At 52.8% G+C, this 25,763-nt stretch carries 31 protein-coding genes; 21 read left to right on the top strand and 10 right to left on the bottom strand.

Annotated elements, in window-relative coordinates; all coding sequences use genetic code 11:
• Positions 1-66: 66 nt before the first annotated feature.
• Positions 67-1,086: a hypothetical protein gene (locus tag ALQ04_RS23035; RefSeq protein ID WP_122318038.1), complete on the bottom strand. Its 1,020-nt coding sequence runs from the start codon at positions 1,084-1,086 to the stop codon at positions 67-69.
• A gap of 103 nt (positions 1,087-1,189) precedes the next feature.
• Here ALQ04_RS23035 and ALQ04_RS23040 point away from each other — a divergent pair, with 103 nt between their 5' ends.
• From ALQ04_RS23040 to ALQ04_RS23050, 3 genes are all read left to right on the top strand, one after another.
• The gene (locus ALQ04_RS23040) at positions 1,190-1,528 is read left to right on the top strand and encodes a hypothetical protein (RefSeq protein ID WP_057429675.1); all 339 of its coding nucleotides are present in this window, start codon (positions 1,190-1,192) and stop codon (positions 1,526-1,528) included.
• Positions 1,529-1,721: 193 nt separating this feature from the next.
• Positions 1,722-2,360 (top strand): hypothetical protein, encoded by a 639-nt coding sequence (locus ALQ04_RS23045; RefSeq protein WP_143523120.1) that lies wholly within the window; start codon positions 1,722-1,724, stop codon positions 2,358-2,360.
• A 166-nt stretch (positions 2,361-2,526) separates the two neighbouring features.
• Positions 2,527-2,775, top strand: a complete 249-nt coding sequence (locus ALQ04_RS23050) for a hypothetical protein (RefSeq protein WP_057429688.1) — start codon at positions 2,527-2,529, stop codon at positions 2,773-2,775.
• A gap of 329 nt (positions 2,776-3,104) precedes the next feature.
• Here ALQ04_RS23050 and ALQ04_RS23055 read toward each other — a convergent pair whose 3' ends face one another.
• From ALQ04_RS23055 to ALQ04_RS23070, 4 genes are all read right to left on the bottom strand, one after another.
• Entirely contained in the window at positions 3,105-3,542 is a 438-nt protein-coding gene (locus ALQ04_RS23055; protein ID WP_057429673.1) for an Lrp/AsnC family transcriptional regulator, read from the bottom strand.
• A gap of 9 nt (positions 3,543-3,551) precedes the next feature.
• The gene (locus ALQ04_RS23060; protein ID WP_057429672.1) at positions 3,552-4,922 is read right to left on the bottom strand and encodes a pyridoxal-phosphate dependent enzyme; all 1,371 of its coding nucleotides are present in this window, start codon (positions 4,920-4,922) and stop codon (positions 3,552-3,554) included.
• A gap of 65 nt (positions 4,923-4,987) precedes the next feature.
• Entirely contained in the window at positions 4,988-6,403 is a 1,416-nt protein-coding gene (locus tag ALQ04_RS23065) for an aldehyde dehydrogenase family protein (protein ID WP_122318039.1), read from the bottom strand.
• 1 nt (position 6,404) lies between these two features.
• A complete protein-coding gene (locus ALQ04_RS23070; RefSeq protein ID WP_122318040.1) occupies positions 6,405-7,454 on the bottom strand; it encodes a homoserine dehydrogenase in 1,050 nt (349 codons plus the stop codon).
• 282 nt (positions 7,455-7,736) lie between these two features.
• Here ALQ04_RS23070 and ALQ04_RS23075 point away from each other — a divergent pair, with 282 nt between their 5' ends.
• The 4 genes from ALQ04_RS23075 (at position 7,737) to ALQ04_RS23090 (ending at position 11,577) form a co-directional block, all read left to right on the top strand.
• The gene (locus ALQ04_RS23075) at positions 7,737-8,213 is read left to right on the top strand and encodes a hypothetical protein (protein WP_122318055.1); all 477 of its coding nucleotides are present in this window, start codon (positions 7,737-7,739) and stop codon (positions 8,211-8,213) included.
• A gap of 128 nt (positions 8,214-8,341) precedes the next feature.
• On the top strand, positions 8,342-8,812 hold the full coding sequence (locus ALQ04_RS23080) for an SH3 domain-containing protein (RefSeq protein ID WP_122318056.1): 471 nt from the start codon (positions 8,342-8,344) through the stop codon (positions 8,810-8,812).
• 183 nt (positions 8,813-8,995) lie between these two features.
• The gene (locus tag ALQ04_RS23085; RefSeq protein ID WP_122318041.1) at positions 8,996-10,558 is read left to right on the top strand and encodes an ATP-dependent endonuclease; all 1,563 of its coding nucleotides are present in this window, start codon (positions 8,996-8,998) and stop codon (positions 10,556-10,558) included.
• The gene (locus ALQ04_RS23090; RefSeq protein WP_122318042.1) at positions 10,543-11,577 is read left to right on the top strand and encodes an AAA family ATPase; all 1,035 of its coding nucleotides are present in this window, start codon (positions 10,543-10,545) and stop codon (positions 11,575-11,577) included. The genes ALQ04_RS23085 and ALQ04_RS23090 overlap by 16 nt, the downstream gene beginning before the upstream one ends.
• A gap of 94 nt (positions 11,578-11,671) precedes the next feature.
• On the opposite strand, the gene ALQ04_RS23095 is transcribed toward ALQ04_RS23090, so the two are convergent.
• A complete protein-coding gene (locus tag ALQ04_RS23095) occupies positions 11,672-12,298 on the bottom strand; it encodes a hypothetical protein (protein WP_241089054.1) in 627 nt (208 codons plus the stop codon).
• A 240-nt stretch (positions 12,299-12,538) separates the two neighbouring features.
• Here ALQ04_RS23095 and ALQ04_RS23100 point away from each other — a divergent pair, with 240 nt between their 5' ends.
• A complete protein-coding gene (locus tag ALQ04_RS23100; RefSeq protein WP_088236161.1) occupies positions 12,539-13,237 on the top strand; it encodes a GIY-YIG nuclease family protein in 699 nt (232 codons plus the stop codon).
• 12 nt (positions 13,238-13,249) lie between these two features.
• Positions 13,250-13,975 (top strand): hypothetical protein, encoded by a 726-nt coding sequence (locus ALQ04_RS23105; RefSeq protein WP_122318043.1) that lies wholly within the window; start codon positions 13,250-13,252, stop codon positions 13,973-13,975.
• A gap of 6 nt (positions 13,976-13,981) precedes the next feature.
• Here ALQ04_RS23105 and ALQ04_RS23110 read toward each other — a convergent pair whose 3' ends face one another.
• A complete protein-coding gene (locus ALQ04_RS23110) occupies positions 13,982-14,437 on the bottom strand; it encodes a helix-turn-helix domain-containing protein (protein ID WP_088236159.1) in 456 nt (151 codons plus the stop codon).
• Between the two features lie 157 nt (positions 14,438-14,594).
• Between ALQ04_RS23110 and ALQ04_RS23115 the strand changes: the two genes are divergently transcribed.
• From ALQ04_RS23115 to ALQ04_RS23135, 5 genes are all read left to right on the top strand, one after another.
• The gene (locus tag ALQ04_RS23115; protein ID WP_122318044.1) at positions 14,595-14,990 is read left to right on the top strand and encodes a DUF6957 family protein; all 396 of its coding nucleotides are present in this window, start codon (positions 14,595-14,597) and stop codon (positions 14,988-14,990) included.
• A 42-nt stretch (positions 14,991-15,032) separates the two neighbouring features.
• Positions 15,033-15,503, top strand: coding sequence for a hypothetical protein (locus ALQ04_RS23120; protein ID WP_122318045.1), 471 nt, complete (start codon positions 15,033-15,035; stop codon positions 15,501-15,503).
• A gap of 2 nt (positions 15,504-15,505) precedes the next feature.
• The gene (locus tag ALQ04_RS27370; protein ID WP_122318046.1) at positions 15,506-15,895 is read left to right on the top strand and encodes a hypothetical protein; all 390 of its coding nucleotides are present in this window, start codon (positions 15,506-15,508) and stop codon (positions 15,893-15,895) included.
• Between the two features lie 50 nt (positions 15,896-15,945).
• Positions 15,946-16,392 (top strand): hypothetical protein, encoded by a 447-nt coding sequence (locus ALQ04_RS27755; RefSeq protein WP_259645077.1) that lies wholly within the window; start codon positions 15,946-15,948, stop codon positions 16,390-16,392.
• Between the two features lie 310 nt (positions 16,393-16,702).
• Entirely contained in the window at positions 16,703-17,935 is a 1,233-nt protein-coding gene (locus tag ALQ04_RS23135) for an RES family NAD+ phosphorylase (RefSeq protein WP_122318047.1), read from the top strand.
• A 236-nt stretch (positions 17,936-18,171) separates the two neighbouring features.
• Here ALQ04_RS23135 and ALQ04_RS23140 read toward each other — a convergent pair whose 3' ends face one another.
• Positions 18,172-18,639 (bottom strand): 3'-5' exoribonuclease, encoded by a 468-nt coding sequence (locus ALQ04_RS23140; protein WP_122318048.1) that lies wholly within the window; start codon positions 18,637-18,639, stop codon positions 18,172-18,174.
• Positions 18,640-18,674: 35 nt separating this feature from the next.
• Between ALQ04_RS23140 and ALQ04_RS23145 the strand changes: the two genes are divergently transcribed.
• Both ALQ04_RS23145 and ALQ04_RS23150 read left to right on the top strand, forming a co-directional pair.
• Positions 18,675-19,019, top strand: a complete 345-nt coding sequence (locus ALQ04_RS23145) for a hypothetical protein (RefSeq protein WP_259645078.1) — start codon at positions 18,675-18,677, stop codon at positions 19,017-19,019.
• 85 nt (positions 19,020-19,104) lie between these two features.
• Positions 19,105-19,437 carry a hypothetical protein gene (locus ALQ04_RS23150; protein ID WP_122318050.1) on the top strand — a complete coding sequence of 111 codons (333 nt, stop codon included), beginning with the start codon at positions 19,105-19,107 and terminating at the stop codon, positions 19,435-19,437.
• A gap of 338 nt (positions 19,438-19,775) precedes the next feature.
• On the opposite strand, the gene ALQ04_RS23155 is transcribed toward ALQ04_RS23150, so the two are convergent.
• Together ALQ04_RS23155 and ALQ04_RS23160 are read right to left on the bottom strand one after the other, a co-directional pair.
• Positions 19,776-20,645, bottom strand: coding sequence for an ImmA/IrrE family metallo-endopeptidase (locus ALQ04_RS23155; RefSeq protein WP_122318058.1), 870 nt, complete (start codon positions 20,643-20,645; stop codon positions 19,776-19,778).
• A 14-nt stretch (positions 20,646-20,659) separates the two neighbouring features.
• A complete protein-coding gene (locus tag ALQ04_RS23160; protein ID WP_122318051.1) occupies positions 20,660-21,031 on the bottom strand; it encodes a helix-turn-helix transcriptional regulator in 372 nt (123 codons plus the stop codon).
• Between the two features lie 215 nt (positions 21,032-21,246).
• Between ALQ04_RS23160 and ALQ04_RS23165 the strand changes: the two genes are divergently transcribed.
• From ALQ04_RS23165 to ALQ04_RS23180, 5 genes are all read left to right on the top strand, one after another.
• Positions 21,247-21,996 carry a multiubiquitin domain-containing protein gene (locus tag ALQ04_RS23165; protein ID WP_122318052.1) on the top strand — a complete coding sequence of 250 codons (750 nt, stop codon included), beginning with the start codon at positions 21,247-21,249 and terminating at the stop codon, positions 21,994-21,996.
• A complete protein-coding gene (locus ALQ04_RS23170) occupies positions 21,971-23,161 on the top strand; it encodes a ThiF family adenylyltransferase (RefSeq protein WP_122318053.1) in 1,191 nt (396 codons plus the stop codon). The genes ALQ04_RS23165 and ALQ04_RS23170 overlap by 26 nt, the downstream gene beginning before the upstream one ends.
• Complete coding sequence (locus ALQ04_RS23175; RefSeq protein WP_122318054.1) at positions 23,158-23,601, top strand: DUF6527 family protein; 444 nt, start codon at positions 23,158-23,160, stop codon at positions 23,599-23,601. Before ALQ04_RS23170 ends, ALQ04_RS23175 begins: the two co-directional genes overlap by 4 nt.
• Before the next feature lie 589 nt (positions 23,602-24,190).
• Positions 24,191-24,358 carry a hypothetical protein gene (locus ALQ04_RS26985; protein WP_181643725.1) on the top strand — a complete coding sequence of 56 codons (168 nt, stop codon included), beginning with the start codon at positions 24,191-24,193 and terminating at the stop codon, positions 24,356-24,358.
• Between the two features lie 55 nt (positions 24,359-24,413).
• Positions 24,414-25,751 (top strand): C39 family peptidase, encoded by a 1,338-nt coding sequence (locus ALQ04_RS23180; protein ID WP_259645079.1) that lies wholly within the window; start codon positions 24,414-24,416, stop codon positions 25,749-25,751.
• Positions 25,752-25,763: the final 12 nt, after the last annotated feature.

The raw sequence follows: 25,763 nt of genomic DNA on the forward strand, positions 1-25,763 counted from the left end.
ATTAGACCAGCTCAGCTTGCGTAGATCCCCATTCCACACAACACAACACAACTCACCAACCTTGTGTTAGGCCTCCGGTAAAGTTTGATGGGTGAAGGGGATCTCGACATATGCACCTCCATCAGGCTGCGCCGTCACGAGCAATCCTGCACGGCAGACGAGGTCATCGAGAATGTTGCTGATTGATAAGAAGGCGTCCATGTCTGTCCATTCCCCATAGCTCTCGGCAAGCTCGGCGCATGCCGCAATGAGCCGCTGGAAAAACGGCTCAAACCAATGCTCCTTCAACACGGAGGTCAAATCATCACGCTCCTGCCAGGCGAGATTTTTACCTCGCAGATTACCTATGCAGTAGGCGGCGAATTTCAGTAGGTTTCCGCAATTGCGATAAACCTCCGACAAAATCTGATCAACATTCCCGTGAGTGCGATAGGAGCGGATCCGCTTGTTGTTCAGATCATCCAGAGCTTCCAGGTCGGTAAGGAATGTCTGGTTGTATCCATCGGTTTGATCGGTGCCAAACGGAGCCGAAATCCAAGTCACCGCGTACTCATCCCATACGGCAAAAATGGTGTTCCAGCGCAGGGTATCGAGTAGAGGCAGCTGACCCCGCAAGAGCACACCAGGAAAGCATTGGTCGAATTGCCGAGTAACCTCTACATGGCCGCATTCGTGAGCGAGAACATGGATGGCGGTGCGAATACCCTCCTCGTCTGCATCATTAAGCAAGGGGAGCAAAATAGGCGCTCGCACAAGTATATGAGACTTCAGCTCACCATGCCGGATCACCGAAGGGGTCATGGCTACGCCAAATACGTGGGAGTTGGTAGCCCGGAGTTGGTGGGAGGATTCGTAACCCCTGTCCAGATCGAGAAGCGCCTGATCGTAATCAAACGCTACGGTCACGCCATCGAGCGCCTGCAGACCTATGTGCCGGCCAAGTTCTCGAATGATTTTCCCGACTAGGGTCGCCACCTTGGTGGCTGTCTCAGTGTCATCAAACCCCCTAGCCTGCACTGAAAACGATGGCGGAGCAGTAGAAGCCGGCTCGATTATGTTGTCATCACTGGATTGGTCATTTTCCATATGCTCTCCTTTAGCCGACGCTGTAGGTCACGGTCTCTACGATTTTCGTCGACATCCACCTCCGTGTAGTCTATCTCAACGACCATTTACGATAGCTTCCGATATGACGGTAAACGATTGCACTGAAGGGGGTTATCCTGCGGTTACGGCGAGAGAGGTCGGCCAACTGCTTCGGGAGGTTACCTTCGGGCGCCGCATGATGAGCAAGCTGGGCAACCAACCTTGGGATGAGGTGTATGCCGGCCATTTTCTGGTAGACGTCGACGGCTGGCGGCTATCGATTTACAACGACTGCGATGAACTCGACTACTGCGAAGAATGCGTGAGTCCGGATGGGCGGCGCTGGTCGTTTGACTCTGGAGATCGCTTTGGCACTGATCCTGTTGCACTGTTGTCAGTGTGGGAGCATCAGACGCTTGAGAAGCTTCTGAAAAAGCTCTGAAGAACAATCCTCCAGTGCGCGCCCTAATCGGGCCGGCTGTCGTGAACCGAGCCACGCCTGATGGCGATGTCTCGGCCCTTCGGGCTTCCATCCTCGCGGCTTCGGCCTGGAGGCCTGCGCGCTCCGCTTGCAAAAGATCTCACAACGAAGCTCAAATGGGCCTCGATATCGAATGTGTTTTGGACGGTGCCAATTGGATGCAATACAGGGATCGGTGGCCGCAGCCGCCAGTGTGGGCCTTGGATGGGGCGACATTGCCAAAATAGTATTAGCGAGTGGTGTCGTCGCGGCCTTGATCGGATGGTTGAAGGACTGGCTTTTCAATATTCGTGATCGGAGACTAGATGCGAAATTTGCAGCCATTGAGCTGATCGCAGTGCTTGATCTTTACACACTCCAGTCTCGCCGAAACGTCCGGGACTACCACGAATACGCAGCCTCTCTTGATCCGCACACCGACTATCAAAATTGGCCGAGTTGCGCTCACCCTGATCTGGATATCTCTCGTGATGCGCTCAAGCACCTGGATTCGAAGCATGCAAGCGCATTGGTTTCTATAGCTACCGAGAAGGCACTAGCAAATCAGCACCTCCATGCGATTCATGACGCGTCCTTTGACCCTACTGAGGTTTATGCCCATGAGGCAGACGTAGTCGGATACTTTGGGTACGAGGTCTATCTGTTGGCGAATAAATTGCGCAAAAAGTACAAGCTTCCCCCGTTCGGTCACAGGTGGGGAGTAACGGATCATTTTCCTGACCTGCTGCACTCATGGATCGAAACGAAGAACGAAGTGCGTGCGCGATCTGAGCCCCGCCCAGAATCGGAGTAGCTTTTTGATTCTTGAAAGAGCTCAGGCGAGGTTGTTAGATGAGAAGTAACCGTCCGGCGAAGTCACCTATCCGATCCCTGCAATAAGGGCCATGCGCCAGAGAACTTCTTACCCCAAGCCCTTTAAAGCTCAGATCGTCTAGGAATGCCTGCAACCTGGCATGTCGATGGCCAGCGTAGCCCTGCGCCACGGCATCAACGCCAATCTGGTTCGCAAATGGATACCTCTTTATCGTGACTGTGAGGCGACAACGTTGCCCGCTTTTGTTCCGATAAAACTACCATCCCCACCCCAGGCCAATCTGCAAATGTCCGTCAGTATCGACGTTCCGTTCGGCCATCAAAACCTCATCGTGAAGTGGCCGCTGGCCGATCCCGACGGGTGCGCACGTTTTATCCGTGGTCTCACTCAATGATCCGCATCGACGCTATCTGGCTCGCCACCGAGCCCATGGATATCTGCCTAAGTCGTGCAAGGCGTGTTCGCCGGACGCTACAAACCATCGTCCTTAATGCTGGAGTTCGGAAGGTGCGTTGGCTGGACGCTTATAGGGAATGCGCTGATGGAACTAACGCTCCATGTCGAAGCCCAGGGTAGCGCTGAAGTCGGGGATGACGTCCGAGGGGCTTTAGAGACTATTGGTGAGAATGCCGGCACATCAAGCAAGGCTTAGCGTGGCTTTAACAGCCATCATGAGCTTGGCCCTGCACGAAGCAGCGATAGGTAGGGAAAGCTGCCTACCTTCTACACTAATTGACTCAAAACGAACGTCGTGACGGTGTTTTCAACACCTGGCATTGCAGCGATCATTTTCCAGACCAGATGGACACGCTCTGCGTGAACCGCCTCAATCCGAACCATCAAGTCGAATTCACCGCTCATGACCTCACACATGGTCACCTCTGGGATCGATTTGATTCCGTTAACCACATCATCGCCTCGCATACGGTCATGCCGATACACGAAGATGATGGCGGTGATAGGAGGTGATGGGTTCCGTCCTTCACCTGCAACGATTGTATAGCCTTGGATGGCCCCATCACGCTCCAAGCGGTCAATACGCTGACGAACCGCATTGCGAGAAAGGTGAACCTTTAATCCCAGCTCAGCATGGGAAATCTTTGCATTCGCAGTGAGCGCGGCCAAAATACGCTCATCTTGGGGATCAAGTAGGCGCTTCATACTTTGATCCTATACGCCATGAAGGAGCAGGGAGAGCCCATCGATATCACCTTTGCTTAACAAAGCAGAATTGACGCTCGACTCCATTGTAACGGGCACATCTCCGTTCCATATTTTCAGTGCTGCAAGGAGACGGGATGATTTACTTGGTGCTAGTTGGGCCAAGGTGACCATGGGACTTCCCATACTACGACGATATAGCCGTGCCGCCAGCGACCCTGTAGCGGTCTGCGGATCGACAGCCGTACCAGTCTCTCTAAAAATAGAGAGCAGTTCCTCTTTGACCTGCTCATCATCAACAGCGTAAGAGTCGAACAGCATTCGCGCTTGCAACCATTGTTTATTACCAATGCTCAGCTTCCCAGAATCCTCGAAAGCGCCCATGAGATGCTGCACAAACGCGCCATCATGGTCGTACAGCTCCCAGATGAACCGCTCCAGGTTTGAGAACAGCGAGAAATCCATCGAGGGTGATAAGGAATGACTAAGCTCGCGCGTCGAATAGCTGTTTTGGTTTATAAAACGATGTAAAGCATCATTGGTATTGGTAGACACAATGACTTGGTTGATTGGCAACCCCATCTTCTGTGCGATGAAGCAAGCGTAAATCTCTGCAAAGCTTGCTCCAGGGATACTGAACCCCAGCGGTCGAACGCTGCCCCCTAGCTGCAAAGCACTATGGAAGAAGAAAACGATTTGAGCTAGGACGCCGATCCAATTCGTGGAGTTGAAGCTGATAGGTACCACATCCCTAACAGGCCAATTTCTCAGCACTCTAGATACAAGGGTTTGGCAGTCATCGAAGCTTCCATCAACTCCAATCAACTGCACTTGCTCAGAGATTGATCCCATCAGGCTGGCCAAGCGATCAGCTGGTACTCCGTCACGCGGATATAATGCGACTACCCTTACATTGGGCTGATCTTTGAAGGCTTCGATAGCTGCGAGCCCTGTGTCGCCATTGGTAGCCCCAATGAGGATAGCCTTTTCAGATGGCGTCAAAAGATGCTCGACAAGCCTCGATTGGAGCTGCGCAGCGAAATCCTTGGATGCTTGGGTTGGCCCATGGTGGAGCTGCAATAGCCATTCATTTTGGCCAATTTGCTGTAGCGGGGCTACGGCCCGGTGGTCAAACTGGCTATAACAATCCTTCAGGATCGCCTTCAAGGTTGAGCTGTCGATCTCGTCCCCGACAAAAGGGGAAATCACGTGGTAAGCGAGGGAATCGAAGGGCAGCCACGACCAGCTCGCGATCTCATCGCTAGCGAAGCGCGGTAGGCTCTGAGGCACATACAGGCCGCCATCCGATGCAATCCCGGACAACACGACGCTCCGAAAACTGGATGTCTCTGCAGAACCACGTGTGCTTACGTACTGCATATGTACTCCGAATAAGAATTCACCTAATCCCTTCCATCTCAACCAATCCTGGTAAGTATTTAGCCTTAATAGCTCGACCCGTTAAGGCATACAACTTTGGGCTGAGTCATATCTTCATAGGCAAATCGAACACCTTCCCGCCCCATGCTGCCATATTTGAAGCCACCAAACGGCATTGCGTCGAACCTGTAATCCGACGAGTCATTGATCATCACACCGCCAGCCTCAAGTAGCTTGGCAGCCTTCATCGCCGTGTTCAGGTTGCTTGTAAAAATGCCGGCATGCAGGCTGTACTCCGGCGCGTTGGCGAGAGCCAGAGCGTCTTCCAGAGTGTTGATCTCCTGCAGGATCACGATGGGGCTGAAAACCTCCTCTTGCCAAACCTTGCATTCGGAGTTCACGTCCTCAAGTACGGTCGGATAAAACAGCGTGCCTTCACGTTTGTTGCCGAGCAGAATCTTAGCCCCCTTGCTGACAGCATCTTGCACAGACGCTTCCGCACGCATGGCAGCTGCTTCAGAGATCATTGGGCCTACGTCCGTGCTCTCGTCAGCTTGGTTTCCGACTATCAGGTTTCGCGACTTCGCAACAAAGCGCTCTTTGAATGCCTGGTAGATCTTGGTTTCAATGAGGATTCGCTGAGTACCAATGCAGTTCTGCCCTGCCGCCCAGTACGCGCCAGAGACGCAAGACTCAACAGCGGCGTCAAGGTCACAATCTCCCATGACAATCACAGGTGCATTGCCACCGAGATCCATAGCCATCTTTTTGAGGCCGGCAGTCTTGGTTATCTGCTCCCCGGTAGCAAAACCGCCGGTGAACGAAATCATGCGCACAGCACGATGGGCAACCAAGGCTTTGCCCAGTTCTGCGTCACCTGTCGCTACCGATACAACCCCTGACGGCAGACCTGCGTTGCTCAAGTAACTGACCAGCTTTATCGCCGAAAGCGGTGTCAGCTCAGAAGGCTTTAGCACTACTGAGTTACCGCCTGCGATGGCCGGGCCAAGCTTATGTGCAACCAAATTCAGCGGGTCGTTGTAAGGCGTGATGGCAAGGATTACACCCAGAGGTTCACGGGTGAACCAACCTTGGCGTGACTCCGATCCGACATAGGAGTCGAACGGAATCACCTCACCAGCATTGCGCTTGGCTTCCTCAGATGACAGCTTGAGCGTGTTTACACAGCGGAGAACTTCTTTGCGTGCCTGGCGAATGGTTTTGCCCGATTCACCAGAGATAAGCTGTGCGAAATCGTCCTTGTCTCTCTCTACAAGAATTGCTGCCTGTTCCAAAATGCGCGAGCGTTCAGCTCGGGAGAGTTCACGTGCGATGACGGCCCCCTCTAGGGCAACGTCGATAACGGCATGGGCAGCCGCAGCTGGAATCCTTGAAACCTCGCCCATCACGGTATTGTCGAACGGGTTGAAGACAGTGATTGTCTCAACGTCTGCAGGCAATTTGAGAGTCAAGCTGTTCATGTCAGTGGGCCTGTTTGGTTTTTTTCTTGTGAATGCTGACGATGTCCGAAAGCAACGCATAGGCGGTCTCAATTCGACCCGCACCTGCGCCCACTACCGTTACAGGGCCGAGAAGGTTGGTCTCAAAAGTGACGGCGTTAGTGGCACCAGTGACACCTGCCAAGGCGTCAGTAGTTGTCAGGAGCTGAGGACTAACCGAAGCGGTCACTGCGCCACACGAACTACGCTTGGCACTGCCTATCAGCTTCCACCGAGCATCGTTCTTCGCGGCGCTCTGAATATCGGAAGAAGTGATCTTGGAAATGCCTTCACATGAGACATCGTTAGGCGTGAGCTTCGCGCCTAGCAGCTCGTTAGCTAGGATCACTACTTTAAGCCGGACATCGTGCCCCTCAACGTCAGCGGTAGGATCTGCCTCGGCATAGCCCAATGCTTGCGCTTTAGCCAACGCCTCTCCAAAGTCCAGACCCGCTTGCATGCTGCTCAAAATGAAGTTTGAGGTTCCGTTCAGAATACCTTTGAAACCAGTGATCTCCGAACCCGCCAAGGTTTCTTGCGCCATGCGGATTACCGGCGTGCCGCTCATTACTGCCCCTTCAAATTCGAACGACGAGCCAGTGGTCATCGCAAGATTCTTCAGGCTTGCCGCATGCAGAGCTACCGGGCCCTTATTGGTCGTAACAACACTGATACCTTGTTGAAGGGCGGCGCGGCAAAACGACGTTGCCGGCTCACCGTCTACAGGATTGGTGAAAGTAGCCTCAGCTACGATGTCCGCCCCTGAGTGGCAGATGACATTCTCGTTCGCAGGCTCCGCAATCCCATTTTCCAAGGAAGCGAATGCACCTTTTTCTGCTGGCAGTGCGATCAATTTTTGCGGGTCAAGACCGTGCTTGTCGATCACGGAACCCAAGAAGATATCGCTCACACCTACGATTCTTAATTTGAACCCGAGCTCATCAGCCCAAGCTTCGTTTTTTTCAGCAACCAACTGTGCAAGCGCTCGGTTGACACCGCCGAAACCCAGCAAAGCAATCTTGTATTCAGTCACAGCAATGGCCTCATTTTTTTATTTCTTCAATGAGGAGAATCGTAAGCCGCAACCATGCTTTACCGAATATGCCAATCAGATCGATCTGATGCGCAAAAAGCTCGAAACATATGTCAGTTTGAAACCTGCGATTTTCTCCGACGTGAATCAGCCAGAGTTACTCCATCTATCCTGGTATCTCACTGCATTGGACTGTGGAGTCTTAACAATAGCAGCTTACCCTTGACCCAACAGATGACCGACGTTTCGCTGGAATACGTGCGCAAGCATCAGAAGGCTCCCATGACCCATCCGCTTTTCGATTTTGATCTCAAACGCGTTTCCCGCACGCACTACATCACTGGCAAGGCTGCGATCAACTTTCCGCACGCTGGAAGCACTACAGGTGGGTGGCATTTCCTGTCCTACTTCGACCGGGATTCGGGCATAGCGAAAGTGTCCTTGGCAGGTATTCATTATCCAGATACGACCGATTTTTTTGGAGACGCTGGAGTCATCGACGTTACCGACGAGCTTGCGATGAGAGGCTGGTCAGAAGACGGTAAAAGGCTGTTCATGGCGGATCACTGCAGAGCCGCAGCAGACATGGTGATGAAATGGGTGCTAAGTGATTCTAAGCACTGCAACGTCGAGGTCGCTGATTGGTTTCCCTCGTCCGAAACGAAGCAGCGGCTTTTAGAGATCCTGAATTCGGGAAGGCGCAAACTTTTAGCTTTTGACAAGCTGCAAAAAATGGAAGCTTGGCTAAGCTCGCAGTAGGTGAATGACGTCAGGTTGGTCAGGAAGACAGCCGTTGTAATGCGTGACGAATGAGAGCAATGGATATGCGCAAGAAGTCCCAGTCATGGTTTGTCCCGCTCCTGATTCTATTTGCTGTCCTGTGGGCAATGGGGAAGAAAGACACGCCTCCAGCCCCGGTACAGCCACACGCTATTAGCACGCCGAATCCGCAAGCGTCGATTTCCCCGGCCTCACCGCCAACCCCGGCTCCTGATTCCGCAACTGAACACTTTGTGAGTGCTGATAATCTCAATGTCAGGGATCAACCAGGTGGAAAGGTCATCTCCAAACTGAAGCGCGGGGAAAAGGTTCAGGTCTTCGAGACGAGGAATGAATGGGCGCGCATCAGCATTGATGGTCAATCTTCGAAATGGCTTTCGTCCAAGAGTCTATGCAGTGTGGCTGGCTGCTACGTTGCTCCGAAGCCCAGACCGTCGGCCCAGCTTCCACAGCCTGCTCGCCAACAGACTCCAGCTTACGGTTCCTCGTGCCCCTGTTCCTCAGGAAACGTATGTATCGGGCCTCGGGGTGGTCGATACTGCATTACCTCTGGCGGTAACAAGCGGTACGGCGTTTGAGCGATTAACTGATGACGTCTTGCCGGGGATTACACTTTCGCAGGCGCTTTAGCCGGTAGACGAGCCGGTCTCTTGACGAGGTTTCGTTGCAGACGGATAGGTATTGGCTATGAATCCGTAACCACCTGACTCTACAACCAGGTGGTTCACCCTCATTTTTGATTTTCCAGCTCAGGGTTCAACATGCACACCATACGGAAAGTGGTAATTCAGAATTTTAAAAAATTCAAATCTCTCACGCTCGATTTCGAAGCTGGGAAGAATGTGTTGATTGGCAACAATGAGGCAGGGAAAAGCAGCATTTTGCTCGCTCTCGACCTCGCGCTCGGCGGGAGCCGCAATCGTATCGAAGCTCTGGGTGCGGAAGCACTGCTTAACAAGGATTCGGTGAACGCCTTCCTTGCGGGGGAGAAGAGCCTGGAGAAACTACCTGAGCTGATCGTCGACGTTTTCCTAGAGGAAGGTGACGATGAAAGCCTCTATGGAACCAATAATGCCCACCAGCGCCAGACTGACGGTGTGCGCATGATCCTTGCGGTGATGGCCGAGTATGGCGAAGCGGTGCAAGCCATCTTGGCTGATGATCAACCGAACTTCCCATTCGAATATTACGCAGTGCGGTTTGAGACGTTCGCCGGCAGGCCCTATGCAGCTTTCAACCGACCCATCAAACACATGATGCTAGACGGTTCACGTATTGATGGCGACCACGCGTCTCGTGAATACACCCGAGCCGTTTACGCTTTCAACGCCCCCGTTGAAGACCGCTATAAACTTGAAAACCTGTACCGCCAAGGCAAGCAGGCTTTTACAGGACAACATCTCGCAGCGCTCAACGCTGACCTACCCGCGTATCAGTTTGACGTACGGAGTAGCGTCCGGTCGAACCTGGAAACTGACCTAATCATCACGGAAGACAATATTCCGCTTGAGAACCACGGCAAAGGAAGGCAGTGCTTCATCAAGACCGAATTTGCGCTGAGCAAGCACAAGCAAGGAGGCTTAGATGTGATGCTATTGGAGGAGCCTGAAAACCATCTCAGCCATTCCTCAATGAAAGCACTCGTTGCCAAGCTGGCGGAGAACGAGAGCACACAGCTTTTTATCGCAACCCACAGCAGCCATATTTGCTCAAGACTTGACCTTCGGCATGCCCTTTTGATCGGCCCGAATGCAGCTGCTGGCTCACTTAAAGCCCTATCACCCGACACCGCAGAGTTCTTCATGAAGGCCCCGGACAACAATGTTCTGGAGTTCGCGCTTTCGAAAAAGGTGATATTGGTCGAAGGTGATGCGGAATTCATCCTGGTGGAAGAATTCTATAAGCAATGTACAAATGGGCGTCTGCCGCATGTCGATGACGTTCACATAATCTCCATTGGCGGCACCAGCTTCAAAAGGTACATGGAGCTCGCTAACCTACTTGGAATTCGAGTCGCAGCCATAAGAGACAATGACAAGGATTATCAGAAAAACTGCGTAGAAAACTACATCGACTTCGCTTCGGACAATGCCAAAGTCTTTGCCGACGAAGACAATGACCGTTCAACCTTCGAAATAGGGTTGCACAACGACAACGAGGAAACCTGCAAGACCGTCTTCGGCCCAGGACGAAAAACCCTCTCCCCCTTGGAATACATGTTGGCAAACAAGGCAGAAGCCGCGTTTGAGCTGCTCAAGGGAAAGCCAGGCGAGCTCACCGTTCCTGCCTACATCGCGGAGGCAATCCAATGGATAAACGAGTGATGTTCGCCGTGGCAGGGTCAGGGAAGACCACCTTGCTAGTGAGGCGTCTGAGCCTAGAAAAGCGCGTACTGATAATCACCTACACGGAGAACAACTATCGCCATTTGCGCGATAGCATCATCAAACGGTTTGGCCATGTGCCGAAAAACATCAACCTGCTGAGTTATTTTACGTTCCTTTATAGCTTCTGCTATCGCCCTCTGCTGCAAGTGCATATGCAGACGCGGGGAATCAGCTTTCGAGCTCCGCACGCGCGTACGCTAAAGCTCAAACGGGACAATATGGCGTATTACGCCACTACAAGCGGCAGCGTTTACCACAATCGTCTCGCAAAGCTCCTAGAGACCGTTGATGCAATTCCTGACGTGATGGCGCGAATGGAACGCTTTTACGATGAGTTTTATGTCGACGAAGTTCAAGACCTAGCAGGTCATGATTTCAACCTGCTAATGGCACTAGCGAAGGCCAAGGTTGACATGCTGTTTGTAGGTGACTTCTACCAGCATACGTTCGACACCAGCCGTGATGGAAACGTGAATAGCGCGCTACACGCTGACATTGGGAAATACGAAAAGCTTTTTCAAAAGGCGGGTGTGACTGTCGACAAGGAAACACTGAGCCGAAGCTGGAGGTGTGGCGTCACCGTATGTGATTTTATTCGTATACATCTCCAGATCGATATGCAGTCGCAGCATAAGTATGAAACCGAAATCATTCCGCTGTCCAATCAAGTGGATGCTAACGCCGTGCACGCGGATGGCAACGTGGTGAAGCTGTTCTACCAGGAGCATTACAAATACGGGTGTCTATCTAACAACTGGGGCGCTAGTAAGGGTTTGGATCACTACAACGATGTGTGCGTAGTGCTGGGTACTACTCACTGGAAGATCTACCAGACATCCTCGCTTGCCGCGCTCCCTCCACAGACAAAAAACAAACTCTATGTTGCCTTCTCACGGACTCGCGGAAGGCTGTACCTAGCGCCCGAAAAACTTTTCAAACCATTTAAAACGGACTAGGTCGTAGCCATGGGTGGTGATGTCTGGCGTAAGACCTTGTCCAGAAAGTATGCTCAGTATGAAGGGGAACCGCTGGGCATGACACCTAGCGTGATCAGTCGAAAGACTGGCCCTGCTCCATCTCCCCAATCAAGCTGTATGTGCCGTTTAACCAAACGAAGACGCTGTTGAGCACCTCGCGCAAGTGCCGGATGTTGATATGCGTAACGTCTGGGAGATGGTCTTTACCACTGTTGGTCGTCGCATACCGAAACGCCATCGAGTCTGGGTCGACGTTGTCCAACTGGCGAATGAATTCGTGAACAGCAGTAGCGTTGACGTCAGAGCGCTCTAGCCCTAAGTCCTTGAGCAGATGCCGCAACTCCGACCACAGAGGCATCAACGGATGCTTATCGTAGTTCTTGGGCTCTTTGCCTGTCAGAGCGCGAGCACTCTTTAGCATCAGCTTGAACTGCAGCTCCAAGGAATGGCGGTACAGAAAAAGCAAAGGATAAATGCCGCTGTCCAATGGTACCTGACGATTCGCCATCGCCTCCACAAGACCGTCGGCGGCATCTTTGTATGCAAAAGCATAGAGGTCGGCACGAAAGTGAGACCAGTTCAGCATCGCGTTGTACTGCCAATCCTCACCCTGGATAAACAGCTGCTGGCCGGAGAAGTCTGCCGGCCACTGGATGGCCTCAAGCTCCGGGTCGAGCATCGGTAGCGATTCCTCATCCATATCGTCTCCTCTTGTTTCCCAGGTCATGTTGTAGAACTTTACAAAACCTCGTGGATTACCGGCAACCAGTAAGTGGTTTTCTGGCCTGGGCTACTGCGCGGAAAAGCGCGATATCAGGTTGAGGTCACGGCGTTCTTTGTGCGGGATACTTGATCTATGCTGGGTATGATTTCGGTGCCTCATTGAGCCTCATAGGGTTTGTTATCGCGGTAGCCTAGAGGTCATTGCAAGGAAGCTTGTATGAGATTTTATCGGTTTGATCCCCAAAAGCTTGTTATGCCCGTGAAGCACGACGTGCAAGTTGATTCCGATTTGGCCGGCCTGATTCTGCAGGTGCGTCCCAAGGACTGCATTGTGCTGGCCGGTTGGGACGCGAGAGCCCAGGTTGGTAATGTGAGGGCATTTGGCATCGTCATGACGGTTGATCGAGAGTCAGGCCGTGCAAAAATTCTGTGGCGCGAGGCTGATGTCACGCTTCGGCCCAGCTCGAATGGAAGACGTTACTGGGTGCAAGCCAAACACTGGTTTGCTTTTGCTCCTGACGTGGTCAACCGGTACGGTCTTCCAGATCTACATGCCGAATATTTTCCAGACATCGCTGGATTCGACATCCCTGCACCACCACCGCCCGTGAAAGGTGTGAGTCGTCCCTCGAATTCGCCGACAGGTGGATACGTCTATGTCATTCGATCTAAGCTGGGTTTCAAGATCGGCAAAACAATTCACCTGAAAGCTCGCACTCGGCTCTTTGAGGTCAAGCTCCCCTTTCCCATAAGCCTTGAACATTACGCCTGGTTTGATGATTACAGTCATGCAGAGCGAAGCTTCCACATCACTTATCAAGCAAAGCGCCTTGAGGGTGAGTGGTTCGATCTCGACGCCTTCGATCTTGAGCAGATCAAAACTTTTGGTCAGTCTGTGCCGGTGACAGGGCTGTGAGTAGGAACTCAAATGGAAGTGAATAGCTATTTGCGAGTCGAGGAGTCGATAGAGACTTGCCTTGAGGTACTTACGACTGCACTGGCCGCTATACCAGCGCAGATCATTGAGTGTGCGTCCATTTCTACAGGAGCTTCAGCCGTCGCGATGCTGGATCGCGAAGCCTTCATCAAAGCCTGTGAAAGCCTCAAACCTGCTGTGGTGTTCATTCATCGCGAGCATAGCCTTTTGGAGGAACAACTCGCCGATCTGGTTTCCGAAATCACAGAAGTCCAGGCTGAAGCGGATAAGCTCCGACAGGAGTTCTTGTCCAAGGAAGCAGGGATCGTGGATAGAGCTCAAAAATCCTGTCCTGAATACTCTCACCTTCAGTGTTTCTTTATCTGCGGGGCGGCATTAGTCGCTATGGGCTGTGAGGTAGGTGCCTACCAGGACTTCACTGAGGCACTCGACAGGTTTGAGCAGGTTGCGGATGAGGCCGAGAAAATGGCGTCGTCTCTAGACCAGGCAAGACTGAATAGTGAGATGAAAAAGGTCGCGGAGACGGTTTCCAAGGATCAAGGTTTCATTTCCCTTCGTGGCAAGCGAAAGCGGGCGATGTATGTCCTGAAGCACTATCGACAGGAAATTCCTGAGTCGCCTTATGTGGAGCGCCCCGACCAGGGATCAGATCCAATTGACCGCAACGTCGTGTTGGTTGCAAGGCAGGCCGCCGACATTCTTGAGTTTGAGACCTGAACAGGGTTAACCGCCAACGTGCCACAGCCGGTTAACTGTGCCCTTGGGCAGTTCTAATTGCCGGCAAACCTCCGCTTGAGAAAGGCCGGCCGCCTTGAGATCGCGTACCGCTTTGAGTCTTTCTGCGGCAGCAATTCTCTGGGGTGTAATGAGCTTTTGAGGTTCGGCAGGTAGCTGCTCATCGAGAACACCAAGCTGCATGAGTTCTTTCATTGTGTCATTCAGAACTGAGCGCGCGGTCTTACCTTCATCGGCTGCTGCCACCAGTGTGAGAAAGGAGAGTGGCATTAGGCCTAGCGCTTTAGCTAAGTCGGCACTGAGATCGACGGTTGCCGATGTCGTCGATGCTTCCAAGCGGCTTATGTGTGCTTGGTCAGTCTGATGCTGGAGGTCTGCTTGCGACAACCCATGTCGAACCCTCAGCCACTGTAGCGTTGCCGCATATGCCTTCCGCAAAGACATCCAGCGCACCTCTCCCCAAAAGGAGACGGTATGCCCCGTTTGATGTGTTCCACACAAATGTATATAGTCATTGCGATGGAACTACAGGCGAGCCGCCTTTGCGATCTGTACGTGCGCAGAGCCCTATTTTCTTTGTCGCCAAGAGGATCATCAATTTATGACTAATTCTTCTGAGCACGAGCTGCTGCGGGAAGGGGAAATCTCCTCTGCTGGCACGTCGCTGTCTCATGCAGAAGTGGAAGTATTGGTCGCGGGGCGCTTCGGTCGTAAGCCTTTTTGCACCGTCGAGGACTGGGTCATCTTCCACGTCGACGAGTCCCCAGAGTCGCTCGCGAAAGTAAGAGCTACTGGTCTGGAGCCGATGTTCATGTATGCCCATTGCGTCATTCATGACGGTCATGGCCGGTTTCCACCAGGGGGCTGGGTGCGCTCGACCCTGTGTAAATCGTTCGACGGTGTTTGCCTGTTCGAGACGCGAAACACGGTGTACGTGCTCGTGGGAAAAGGGCGCAAGATGACTGCCTCGCTGAAGACAATATTTGGCTTATGTTAATCGCAGGTGCACTTCGCGGGCCTGCTCAACACGAGATACACGATGTTCAGGATTAGCATGCAAGACCAGGCCGGCCCGGTGGGAATGTTCGGGGACGGTCTCGCTCACTTTCACGCCATGTCGCGATCCTTGGTTACCCATTGGTATCACGTGAGCCTCAAGCGCCGGCATGAGGGGCGATTCGTAGCTTATGAAGAGATGCTGAACGATGAGCCTCGCTTGGTAGAGCTGCTGGTCTCCCAAGACGAGAGCATGGTCATTCAAGATGTCCAGGTCGTTACCCCGGCATGGATGAACAAAGGGTCAGGCTGGAAGATGGAAATGCTGAAATCACTTTCCATGGGGTTCAACCAGGCAGAAGTGCCAATCTGTGTTCTGCAGGTCGAGAGTGGTGATGTGTACGTCAATACCCATCAACGCGACCTGGATGTCGATGCCTTGGTTGGGGTCAGGGTGCTATATCGGCACCGTTCTGAGACCACTGACGTAGCCTCAGCGTCGGAGGCTGTGTAGCTATGGAAGACATCAATACTGTTGCAGTCGATTTACACGAAAAGCGCTACTCGGACTTAGACCTCCTTCGCATAGCAAAAGCAGTGAATCAAGACTACGACGGGCTGGTCACGGCCTACCTGGTGAATGTCCATATTCATGCGTGCAGTGCCGTTGGCGTGGTGTTCAGTCACATTTGCCCTGGGCCGTACCAACGATTTGCAGATGGTAGGCTGATTCGGACATCGGACATTCAGTCCGTTACGAAGGAAGGTAGGTTTTGGGTGATCAATACGGTCAACTCGAAGTACGTCATTGCGACGTTCAGGCGGGACGTAGGGCGCCGTAGCCTGCGTGAGTTCATGCGTATTGCGGGTGATAGGTATATGCCAACGCCTGATCGCCTCCAGTAGAGTCATGATAATTGTTGTTGGGCGGGCGTGCTCTTCGAGGGCCGGCTGTAGTGAACCAAGCCCCACTGTTGCGGGTCTTGACCCTAACGGGCTTAACTCTTACGCCTGCGGCCATCCTGCCGCCTCGTGGCGAACATGAAAACGCGCTCCAGACCCGGATGAACGAGTTCTCTGCCGAAAAACGGATGATGGCCTGTTACGCGGCAGGTCTCTACCGCTTAGTGGACAGCATCCTCATTAATACCGGTACTACGACTCTATTTTTTGCTCGGGAGCTGGCCAAGTTCAGCTGGATAACGGTGATTACGAACTCCCTCATGATTACCGAGAGCATGGGGGCAAGTGGCAACCGGGTATCCATGATCGGAGGAGAATACCGTCCTGAGTCGGCTCAGAACACGGGGGCTTCGGCAATGCAGCAGATCGCTCGTTTCAACGCCGAGCACGCTGTTGTGACCATCGGTGCGTTGAGTGCGGACGGCGCTTTCGACTTCTGAATAGAAGAGCCAGAGATCATCAGGGCAATGATCGCTCGCACGCGATACCTTACAGTCATCGCGGACTCTTCGAAGATGGGCAAGCGCGCTTTGTTTCGGGTTTTCGCTCTCGAGCAGATTGATCGATTGATCGATAGAAAGCCCGTAGGGGAGCTCGCCAAGCCGCTGGCTGAGGCACAGGTTGAGGTGCATGAAGTCCCGGCAGCTACTCGAATTGAATGGACATCTCGCTAAAACTGGAAATGATTACGGCAACGGCTCAACTCTGCCACCTGAGCTAATCATTCGCTCCCTTTGAGAGGCAGGAACAATGGCTCCCAGCAGTACCGATACGATTCTGAGTGAGATCTGGCTCGGCATGGAAAATGAGAACTCCATGTTCGTATGCACTTCGTGCGTACAAGATGATTGGATCAGGAACCTCGCCACAGGACTTGTGAAACCTCGCACATGCAGCGGTTGCGGGAAGGTTGTCGAAGAGGCGCAGACGCCGGTCGAGATTGCCTCAATAATTCGAGGCCGCCTCCAGGAATACTTTATCGTCGACTATGGGCTCTATCCAGGCTACGAAATGAGCCTGCCAACAATCGTAGGCAAGGCGATCAGATGCGAGTCTGATGCTGTGTGCTCAGCGATAGCTGAGCTGCTGGTTGATCCCGAAGCCGACGAGGATGAATTCTACTCCCCAGGGCAAGAGTACAGCCTGGTACCGAGCAAATTTGACTCTGAAGAGCACGAACGATGGTGGGCCGAAGGCGATTGGCACGCAGTTTCTTATGAACTGACCCACGGTCAGCGATTCTTCAACGATAAAGCCAAAGTGTTTTTCAACTCGCTGATCCGCGAAGCAATGGGATCGAGAAAGGATGAGCTTAGCGAGCTGCCGTCAGCGGTCAAAATGGTTCCAGCAGGCTCCTTATTCTATCGTGCCCGTGTCGCGCAGAACTTGAGTGAGGTCATCCGCTTTCAGGGTGATCCGGAAAAGGAATTAGGTGCGCCGCCGAGAGAGCGTGCTGCTAACAATCGGATGAGTGCAGCGGGAATTCCATTGATGTACGTCGCGGGAGACTCTCAGACCTGTATTGCCGAGGTGCGACCGTCAATTGGAGATCAGGTCGTCGTTGCAGAATTTGTATCCACAGAAAACCTTAAGTTCTTCGACTTCACGGCACTCAGGACTCTTGAACATTCCCCTCTCAGCCTGTTCAGTCCAAGCTTCAGTAATAGAGCCGACAGAAGGCTGCTCCTGGGCTATCTGCATGATTTGATCGCACGGCCTGTTAGAGCAAGCGATACGGATTATGTAATGACCCAAGCGCTCGCTGAATGCATTCGCTACTCAGCCCATGGATTTGATGGAATCGCTTTTCGTTCTGTCCAGCGCAGTGATGGCGGAATCAACTACGTACTGTTCGACAAGACCACATCCGCTCAAATACGCCATCCTGATCAGATGCCAGAGTTCAGTCTGGGTACATCGCCGGAGAACGTTTCAGTTCACTTGGTGAAGGGTGTGACCTATCAGACAGAGGCGCTGCCCTAACACGGTACCGCTAGCGCTTTCTGAAGCGCTAGCGGGGGTGTGTTGGTCTGAGCCGCGAGCCGTTGGGATAGGTACCCAAAGGCGGCATAGCCGTCAGCAAATTTTCCGTGCCGAGGCCAGTTACTCTAAGATGCGCTCTGAATAGACCGCTATGGTGGGTGCATACCATGACGAACGGTCATGAGTGTGGGGATGCCGATAACAGCTGCAGGCTTGGTATTGTTGATGATCTATGATCAGGAAACCCCATTACCTCGTCGCACTGAGGCAAACATGCCAGCGATAATCCTGGCGTCGAGCAAAGCATGATGGGGCAGCTCCTCGCCCTCGCTAGTCGGGGTAAGTGTCGTTGCGTCAGTAGGGAAATTACGAACGATTCTGGGCCATCGCCCGCCGTCATAGACCAGATCGCAAAAAAGCTCCCAGTCGTACTGGGGAGCATCAGTGACGATCTCGACCTCCTTTTTGAACGACGTCAGAAACCTGAGCAGCGACATCCTGGCTTCAACAATGGGCAATGCGTAGCTCCCACCCCACAGCTGCGGAAGCACGATTTTCTTCACGAAATCACTGCAGTCTTCTTCTCGCCATGTGTCGAGCAATTCCACGTAGAATTCGCGCCCATCCTCAGCCACTAATGCGAGTGATATCAGCTTCGCTGCTGCTGATAGCCGGGTAAACTCGCAATCAAGAAAGAGCCTCATGTTAGAACTCCGAAATGGCTAGGGATCGCCTGGATATGGCGCAGGAAGGTCAGCTATGGGAAATGGCCCTCGAGCATCTTGGCTCAGACGGACTCCTCAACGCGGTCATAGAAGTGTGGAGCCGCGCCGCTCCTCCGCCCAAGCCAGTCGTTGAGCACCTGACCACCGATAAGTTGAGCCTGGAAGTCCTGAATATACTGAAAATTGCCCAAGAGCTTGTCGGGGCGTTCGTACCGGGGCAAACACCTGTTCCGGGCATCATGACGTTGTACGCTCGTCACGCCAGTGACCTAGCGGATGGGCTCATTACGCGACTGCCGAAAGAAAAGCTTTCTCGAGCATGGAGAGGCTCCTGTCTCGAAATCGACCTAGGTATTTGATGTCCATTCATGCTCTAAAGGGCTCCGTAACGCAGCCATCCTACTAGAGTTTATTGAGCTAATTTCCGCTCCATTGAGATGTTTTATGAACGCTGATTTAACTGAAGAAGAAATGCGTCGTGCATTGTTTGGCTCGGCTGAGCCCGAAGAGGTTCCTGCGCCTCTAACGCCACAGCCTGTGACAGAAGAAGTGATCACGACGCCACTGCCTCCCCCGGCAGCCAAGAAGAAAGCGGCGAAAGCCTTTACGCCTAGGCTCAGGGTCACGCTTCGGGTTGGAAACGAATACGAGGGGGAGATGCACGAACTCATCCACGAAGCCGACACGTTGAGCTCGTTGCTGGCTGAGCAAGAGGCTGTGAAGTCTGCAAGGAAGAAGTACAAGTATGTGGAAATGGTCTCGGTTAAGTCGATGTAGACGCATCCAAGTGCACAACACCTTGGGCAGCTACAATCAAAGGCCAGACGCTGTGATTTGGAGCTAGTCGGGATATGTGCTCTCCTGCCGCAACTTCACCTCTCGCTACATGGACAATCCCTGTCCGAAGCTCAACCATCACTGCTTACTTTCCTAAGCAACCTTCAAGGCCTGCCGGATATCTGCTCGGATGCTCCGGATTGGGAATGAGATCTCTTTTGCCAGTTGGCCTACGTACACCATAGTTGGCCAGCAAACTCTCCATCAGCATTTTGGAAGATTGGAGGTTAGAATCCGGTGCAGCCTGTTATACAACCGCCCAGTTGATTGAGAAGAGATCATCGATACTTCGACCATCCGGGTCTACCATCTAGCTCTTCAAGAAGGTCATCGTCCTCGTGTTTCGCTCGATAGCCGTTCGAAACCGGGCGAGGATCGAGCTCTTCGAAATTCAGGATCGATTGAGTCTGCCTAGTCGGGGCGTGGTATGTGGCTTGTTCGTAGCAGGCGAACCGCCGAGCATCATCACTGGTGCTCCAATCACTTCCCTCGATGTCTGCCTCATGAAGGCCGCTGATACCGGCTTTATACGCTTTTGCTGCGGCAGAGTTTTTAGGAAGGGGAATCCCTTGGCTGATCCACACTCTGGCATCGCGCAGGGCCTTTGAACCAATGGAATACTTCACGACGCCGTCTTCCGCGACGACAAAGGCCAAGTGGCCTTCTGAGGCTTGGGCGAACTTGGAAGCGATACATGAGCGCGATGCTTGGAAGCGTTCAGCCAATTCGGCGAGGTGCTCCAATGTGAAGTTCATGTCCTCCGCGAGTGGCTGAATCATTGCCCAGGGAACCAGGCACTCAGCAGCGAAGATGTCGCACGCAATCTCTTCCTGGGGGCGCCCCGTGAAACGCTCAAGCTCATCACTTGGCAATTTCTCACCGTGCATGGAGGGCAGTTCAAGGACGTGGTGAGCAATTTCATGGAGGATGGTGAAGCGCTGTCGAACGACACTGTCCTTTTCGTTGACCCAGATGTGTCTCTGTTTGCGCCTTTCAAAAGTGTTACCCGCTTCACCATCGGGGAGTTGCACGCACGAAACCTTAAAGCCCAAATGAAAAGCAAGCGCCTCTACATCAACAGGTGCTGTACTGATGCCAGCTTCCTTTAACAGTTTCCTGGCCCGTGAGATCACAACGTTTTCGTCCATGAAGCTCCTCGTCATTACATCTGCTGAATGAGTTCGATCCGTTTGAGCCAAGCCTCTTCGGTGTTCGGACGCTCACCTCGAAAGCTCATTGTTGCTACGTCTTCAAAATCTTCCCATGGGATGTCCGTGCGGGACACCATCAAGTTGTAAAGCGAGTCTTCAACAGTGACCGATTTGGCCAGTAACTTGAAAATATCACCCTCACGGTCATCCAGCTCGAGCGCATGGCTCAGGCGTCCTACGACCTCCTCAGAGGGGGCTGCACGGTCTCCTTTTTCCAATCTCCAAATGTATGCGTGATCTAGATCGCCTGCACGTTTCTCCAAGTCACGAAAACTCAGCTCTTTTCGTTCACGCATGGCAGCGATGAACCCGGCCAAATCCATTTTTTTCTCCAACCACTTGCAATGCCCGATAGGGCGGGAGTAGTCTGTTGTCTAGTCAGGCAACAGCTCGCGATTCATCATCCATGATAAGCGGCTTTTTTTTGAAGTCCACTGTTGTCTGGCAGGACAACGACTCTCGGGTCGTTTTTTTAAGGGCGGTGGTGTTGTCTGTGTAGGCAACAGCTCATTTGGTTCAGATACGAGGATTTTTCCCTATGTCACAGTTGAACGATTTTGAGGTTGAAGACGTGGCCGCCGCCGTCTTAGCGGGCCGCGAGGTACGTGATCAGGGGCCGTATAAAATCCAGCTCGGCGACGATGCTCTGGAATACCGGCCATTGGTGATCGCGGATCCTGTTCCCACGGGGCAGCAAGTCTTGGAGGCTGCGGAGCTCCGCCCAGTGGACGATTACTTGCTATTTCAAGTTCTCACCAATGGCCACTTGGAGCTGCTTAGCCCCACTGAAACTACCGACCTGCGTAAGGCCGGCATTGAGAAGTTCCTTGCATTCAAGAGTGATCGCACCTTCCGGTTCTTCATTGATGGACGTGCGCAGGACTGGGGCGCTCAGCGTATTTCTGGTCGCACTTTGAAGCAGCTGGCCGACGTGGATGCTCAGAAGTACGACATCTTTTTGGTCATCCCCGGAGATGACGATGAGCTGATCGAAGACCGCGACTTGTTCGATTTGGCGCGCCCTGGCGTCGAGCATTTCGCTGCGGTGGAAATCAATATCAAGGTCTTCGTCAATACGCAGCCAGTGTTTGTCCACTCTCACACTTTGTCGTACTGGGAGGTAGTGCGCTTAGCCTACCCGGACGCGCAGCCTGCCCCCAATGCTCACTTCACCGTGACCTACGCCAAAGGCCATGAAGGCAACTCGCTCACCAATCTGGTTGATGGCCAACACGTCCGGATCAAGAAGGGGATGCATTTTAATGTCACACCAACTGATAAGTCGTAGTCCTCACCTCCTGCGCTTGCGCAACGAAGGGTACAACCTGGACACCTATGAGGGTTACCTCATGGTTCATGATGTGCCCTATGTAAACGCTCAGCGTAAGGTGTGCCGCTGCGGTGTGTTAGTCATGCCGCTCAATCTGGTGGCAGATGTTGCGGGCCAACCGAGCGACCATACGGCACATTTCATTGGTGATTGCCCTTGCGATTCGCAAGGGCGTCCCCTCGAACAGATCATCCACAACAGCAATTCGAATCAGCTTTTGCCTAATTTGGTCGTGAACCACTACTTCTCGGCAAAACCCCGGAGTGGCAACTACGCCGATTATTACGAGAAGGTCTCGATCTACGCTTCAATCCTGAGCGGCCAAGCCGAGGCATTGGACAAGAGCGTCACAGCAAAGACCTTTGCGCCGATCCGGTCGGATGTGGAGGGAAGTGTCTTCGCATATACCGACACGGCGTCGACACGCGCTGGCATAGGAATGCCCACTGAAAAGTTCAAAGGATTGAAGGTGGCAGTGGTGGGGCTTGGCGGTACCGGCGCCTACATTTTGGATCAGATCGCCAAGACTCCCGTGGAGGAGATCCATCTCTTCGATGCCGATGTGCTTCAGCAGCACAATGCGTTTCGCTACCCTGGAGCGGTGTCATTCGTTGATCTAGCACGGGGAATGAAGAAGGTTGAGTATCTCCAAGAGAAGTATGGAGAGATGCACCGCAACATCACCGCACACTCATGCATGATCACAGCAGAGAATGTCGATCAGCTATGTGCTTTCGACTACGTTTTCCTAAGTGTTGATAACCCCACGGTGAGGGATTTTGTGGTGAAGGCGCTCCGGAGTACCCGTACATCTCTGATCGATGTCGGTATGGGGGTTCACCTAGTTGGCGAGACTCAGCAAATCTGGGGAATGTGTCGGGTCACAACGCTTACACCTGAACATCACGACCATGCTGGTCGCACCATGCCCCTGACTGAAAATTCTGAAGAGGACATGTACCGCTCGAACATTCAGATCGCAGATCTAAATGCCCTCAATGCGGTACTGGCGATTGGTGCCTGGAAGCGGCTCTGTGGTTTCTACGCGGATAACGTCCAGGCCGGTCACCTCACGTACGCGACTCACCTCAACGAGATGGGTAATAGTGAGGAGTACCCATGACTATTAGGAACCTCACCCCTCAGTTTGTTGAGCATTTCCCGGATAGGTTGGAGTCAGGCGAACTGTACCTCGCCATGGAGTTCTCAACGGCGGCTCATCTGTGTGCCTGTGGTTGCGGCAACAAGGTGATCACCCCCTTCTCTCCAACCGACTGGCAGATGTCATTCGATGGCGAAACGGTGTCGCTCAAGCCCTCAATTGGCAACTGGACATTTAAGTGCCGCTCTCACTACTGGGTGCGGTCTGGCCGCATTGAGTGGGCTGGAAACATGTCCCAAGAGGCGATCAACGCAGGGCGTAAGCGTGATGCTGAAGCGAAAGTACGGCAGCAGCCGGGGAGGCCAAGGGAGAGCGAGGTTCGTCAGCCGGCACCACAAATCCAGCAGCCGACCGAAGCACCGTCCTTGATCACCAGGCTGAGGAAGTGGTTCGGGTTCTGACCGAGTCGACCATCTGCCTCCCTAACAAATACAGGGCCCGACCAAGAGGAAAAGGGCCCTCTAATCATATTTCCCCCCCACCTGACCTCCCTTTCACTAAGCCTCGTAAACGCAGATTGGTAACGTAGAAGACTCAAAAATCGAGGCTACGATGCACTGTAGTAGTGCAAAAATAATGGCGAAATACACTTTAAGTGGATGATTGCCATATGCCATACTCGATTTATCAAATGTTTCTCGCCCGGCTAAGGCACCTTCGTGATGGAGGTTTTGGCGTGATAGCGCCGGCTAACAGGGGAGAACCATTCAGCTTTGCTTACGAATGCGAAACTGTAATGGCGCTACCGTTTGGCAGATCATAGTCCTGTTTGTTTGTGAACCTTGGCGCTTTGGCTCGGTCTCAACTACAGTCGTGATGCCGCTTGTCGGGTGACGACAGGTACTGCTTGTGGAGCTTGGCAACCGGACTCGATAATCCGCGCCGCTGTCGCAAGCGCGTCAGTACCACGTTGATATCTCGTGAAGTCAGTGGTCGCGCATTTGGATTCGTTGATGCACTGTGAACCCAAAATTCTTAGAGGATGGAGCTATGACTCTGGAGCGTATGATCGAAGAGGCCCGTAACCGGAAGGGTACTCATGAGGCCAGCCTGAAGGCGGCTCGTGATCGCATGGCTGAGACCAACAACCGTCTGGCACGTGAATTCGCTAACCAAGAAGTCACCGCGACGTTGCTGGCTAAAGCCTGCAGCCTCTAATAAGCCTCTTCACTCGAAAGCAGCCTGATGGGCTGCTTTTTTTTGCGCGATCAAAATGACTCCATATCTCATCACCAGTTTCGAGGAAGCGACGCTGGCAGCTCTGATTCATGAGCCCTACGGCTATGATCACGCTGACATCTTCGAAAAGCCTCAAATCAAATACATCTACAACTATCTGAAGTCCTTCATGCCGAAGCTGAAGGAGGGCAGGAAGACCGTAGGGAGCATCCTGCTTGAGCATGAGTATATCGACCGAGATTTTCTCGAGGATTACTCCCGCTTCTACTTGGGGCGTTTCCGTAACGATGGATATAAGTGCGCTCGTCTTCACTTTTTCAATTGCGACCTGACCCACAAGCGGCTCGATGCATTGCTTGCTGGTGATGCAGGAGAGGTGCTGGCAGATGACGTGGATGAAAATTCCGTAAAAACTGTAGAGCAGTTACAGTCGCACTATCTCGGCTTCATCGTGATTAAGCCGCTCACCAGGACTTTTGTGGGGAAGACCTGTCTGCGTGTTAGCGGAGACCAAGGTGTGGGCAAGAAGAAGATCGCCAAATGCTATGATGTGAATCTCTTTGGAATCAAACTCACAATCGACTCGATTGCATTTCAAGAGCAGGACAAGGTTGTTGCTGCTTGCGCAACTACCGCCATTTGGACGGCGCTCCACAGCCTGCCAGGTCGAGGGGTGAAGGACATCAAGTCTTGTAGTGAGATCACCACAGCCGCTTTGAATTTCGTGGATGGCTCAAGCAACGGCTTCCCTAATAAAGAGTTAACCAACAAGCAGATTCAGCGAACGCTGGATGTCGAGGGGCTGCGCTATCACAACGCGGGCCTCGAAAAATCGACTAAAGAATCGTTCCGTGATTCCTTGGTCGCCCACATCGATAGTGACTTGCCTGTCATCTTGACGGGGACAGTATATGGTTTGAGGCCTAACGCCGCCGGTGAATACATCAAGGCAGGCCACGCCATTACCGCGCTCGGCTATGACTTCCGGGATGGAGCAGAGTGGGTGTATGTACACGACGACCGCCTGGGCCCATATGCTCGAGCTAAAATGGTCATGCTCGAAGAATTTCTGGGTGACTCCACTCCTGAGGCGGCGAAAGGGCGTTGGGGGCTGGCGATGTCCCTTCGCGAGGCAGACGCCACCACTTGGGTACCTCCTCACGAAATCATTGTCCCTGACATCTCAATCATCCCGGCAGATAAAAAGACAAGGATTGATTTCAAATTCGCTCGTGGCACTGCTGAGCGCATCTCTGATCAGGTTTTGGGCTATCTAGTGGACGAGATTTGTCCAGAGTTTGGTTTCGACGTGCCAGAAGTCACTTATGAGATCAAGCTCGCATCGATTGCTCAGACGAGGGACGAGGTGTAGTGGTCAACTTTT

Source organism: Pseudomonas cichorii (assembly GCF_003700275.1).
GTDB lineage: Bacteria > Pseudomonadota > Gammaproteobacteria > Pseudomonadales > Pseudomonadaceae > Aquipseudomonas > Aquipseudomonas cichorii_B.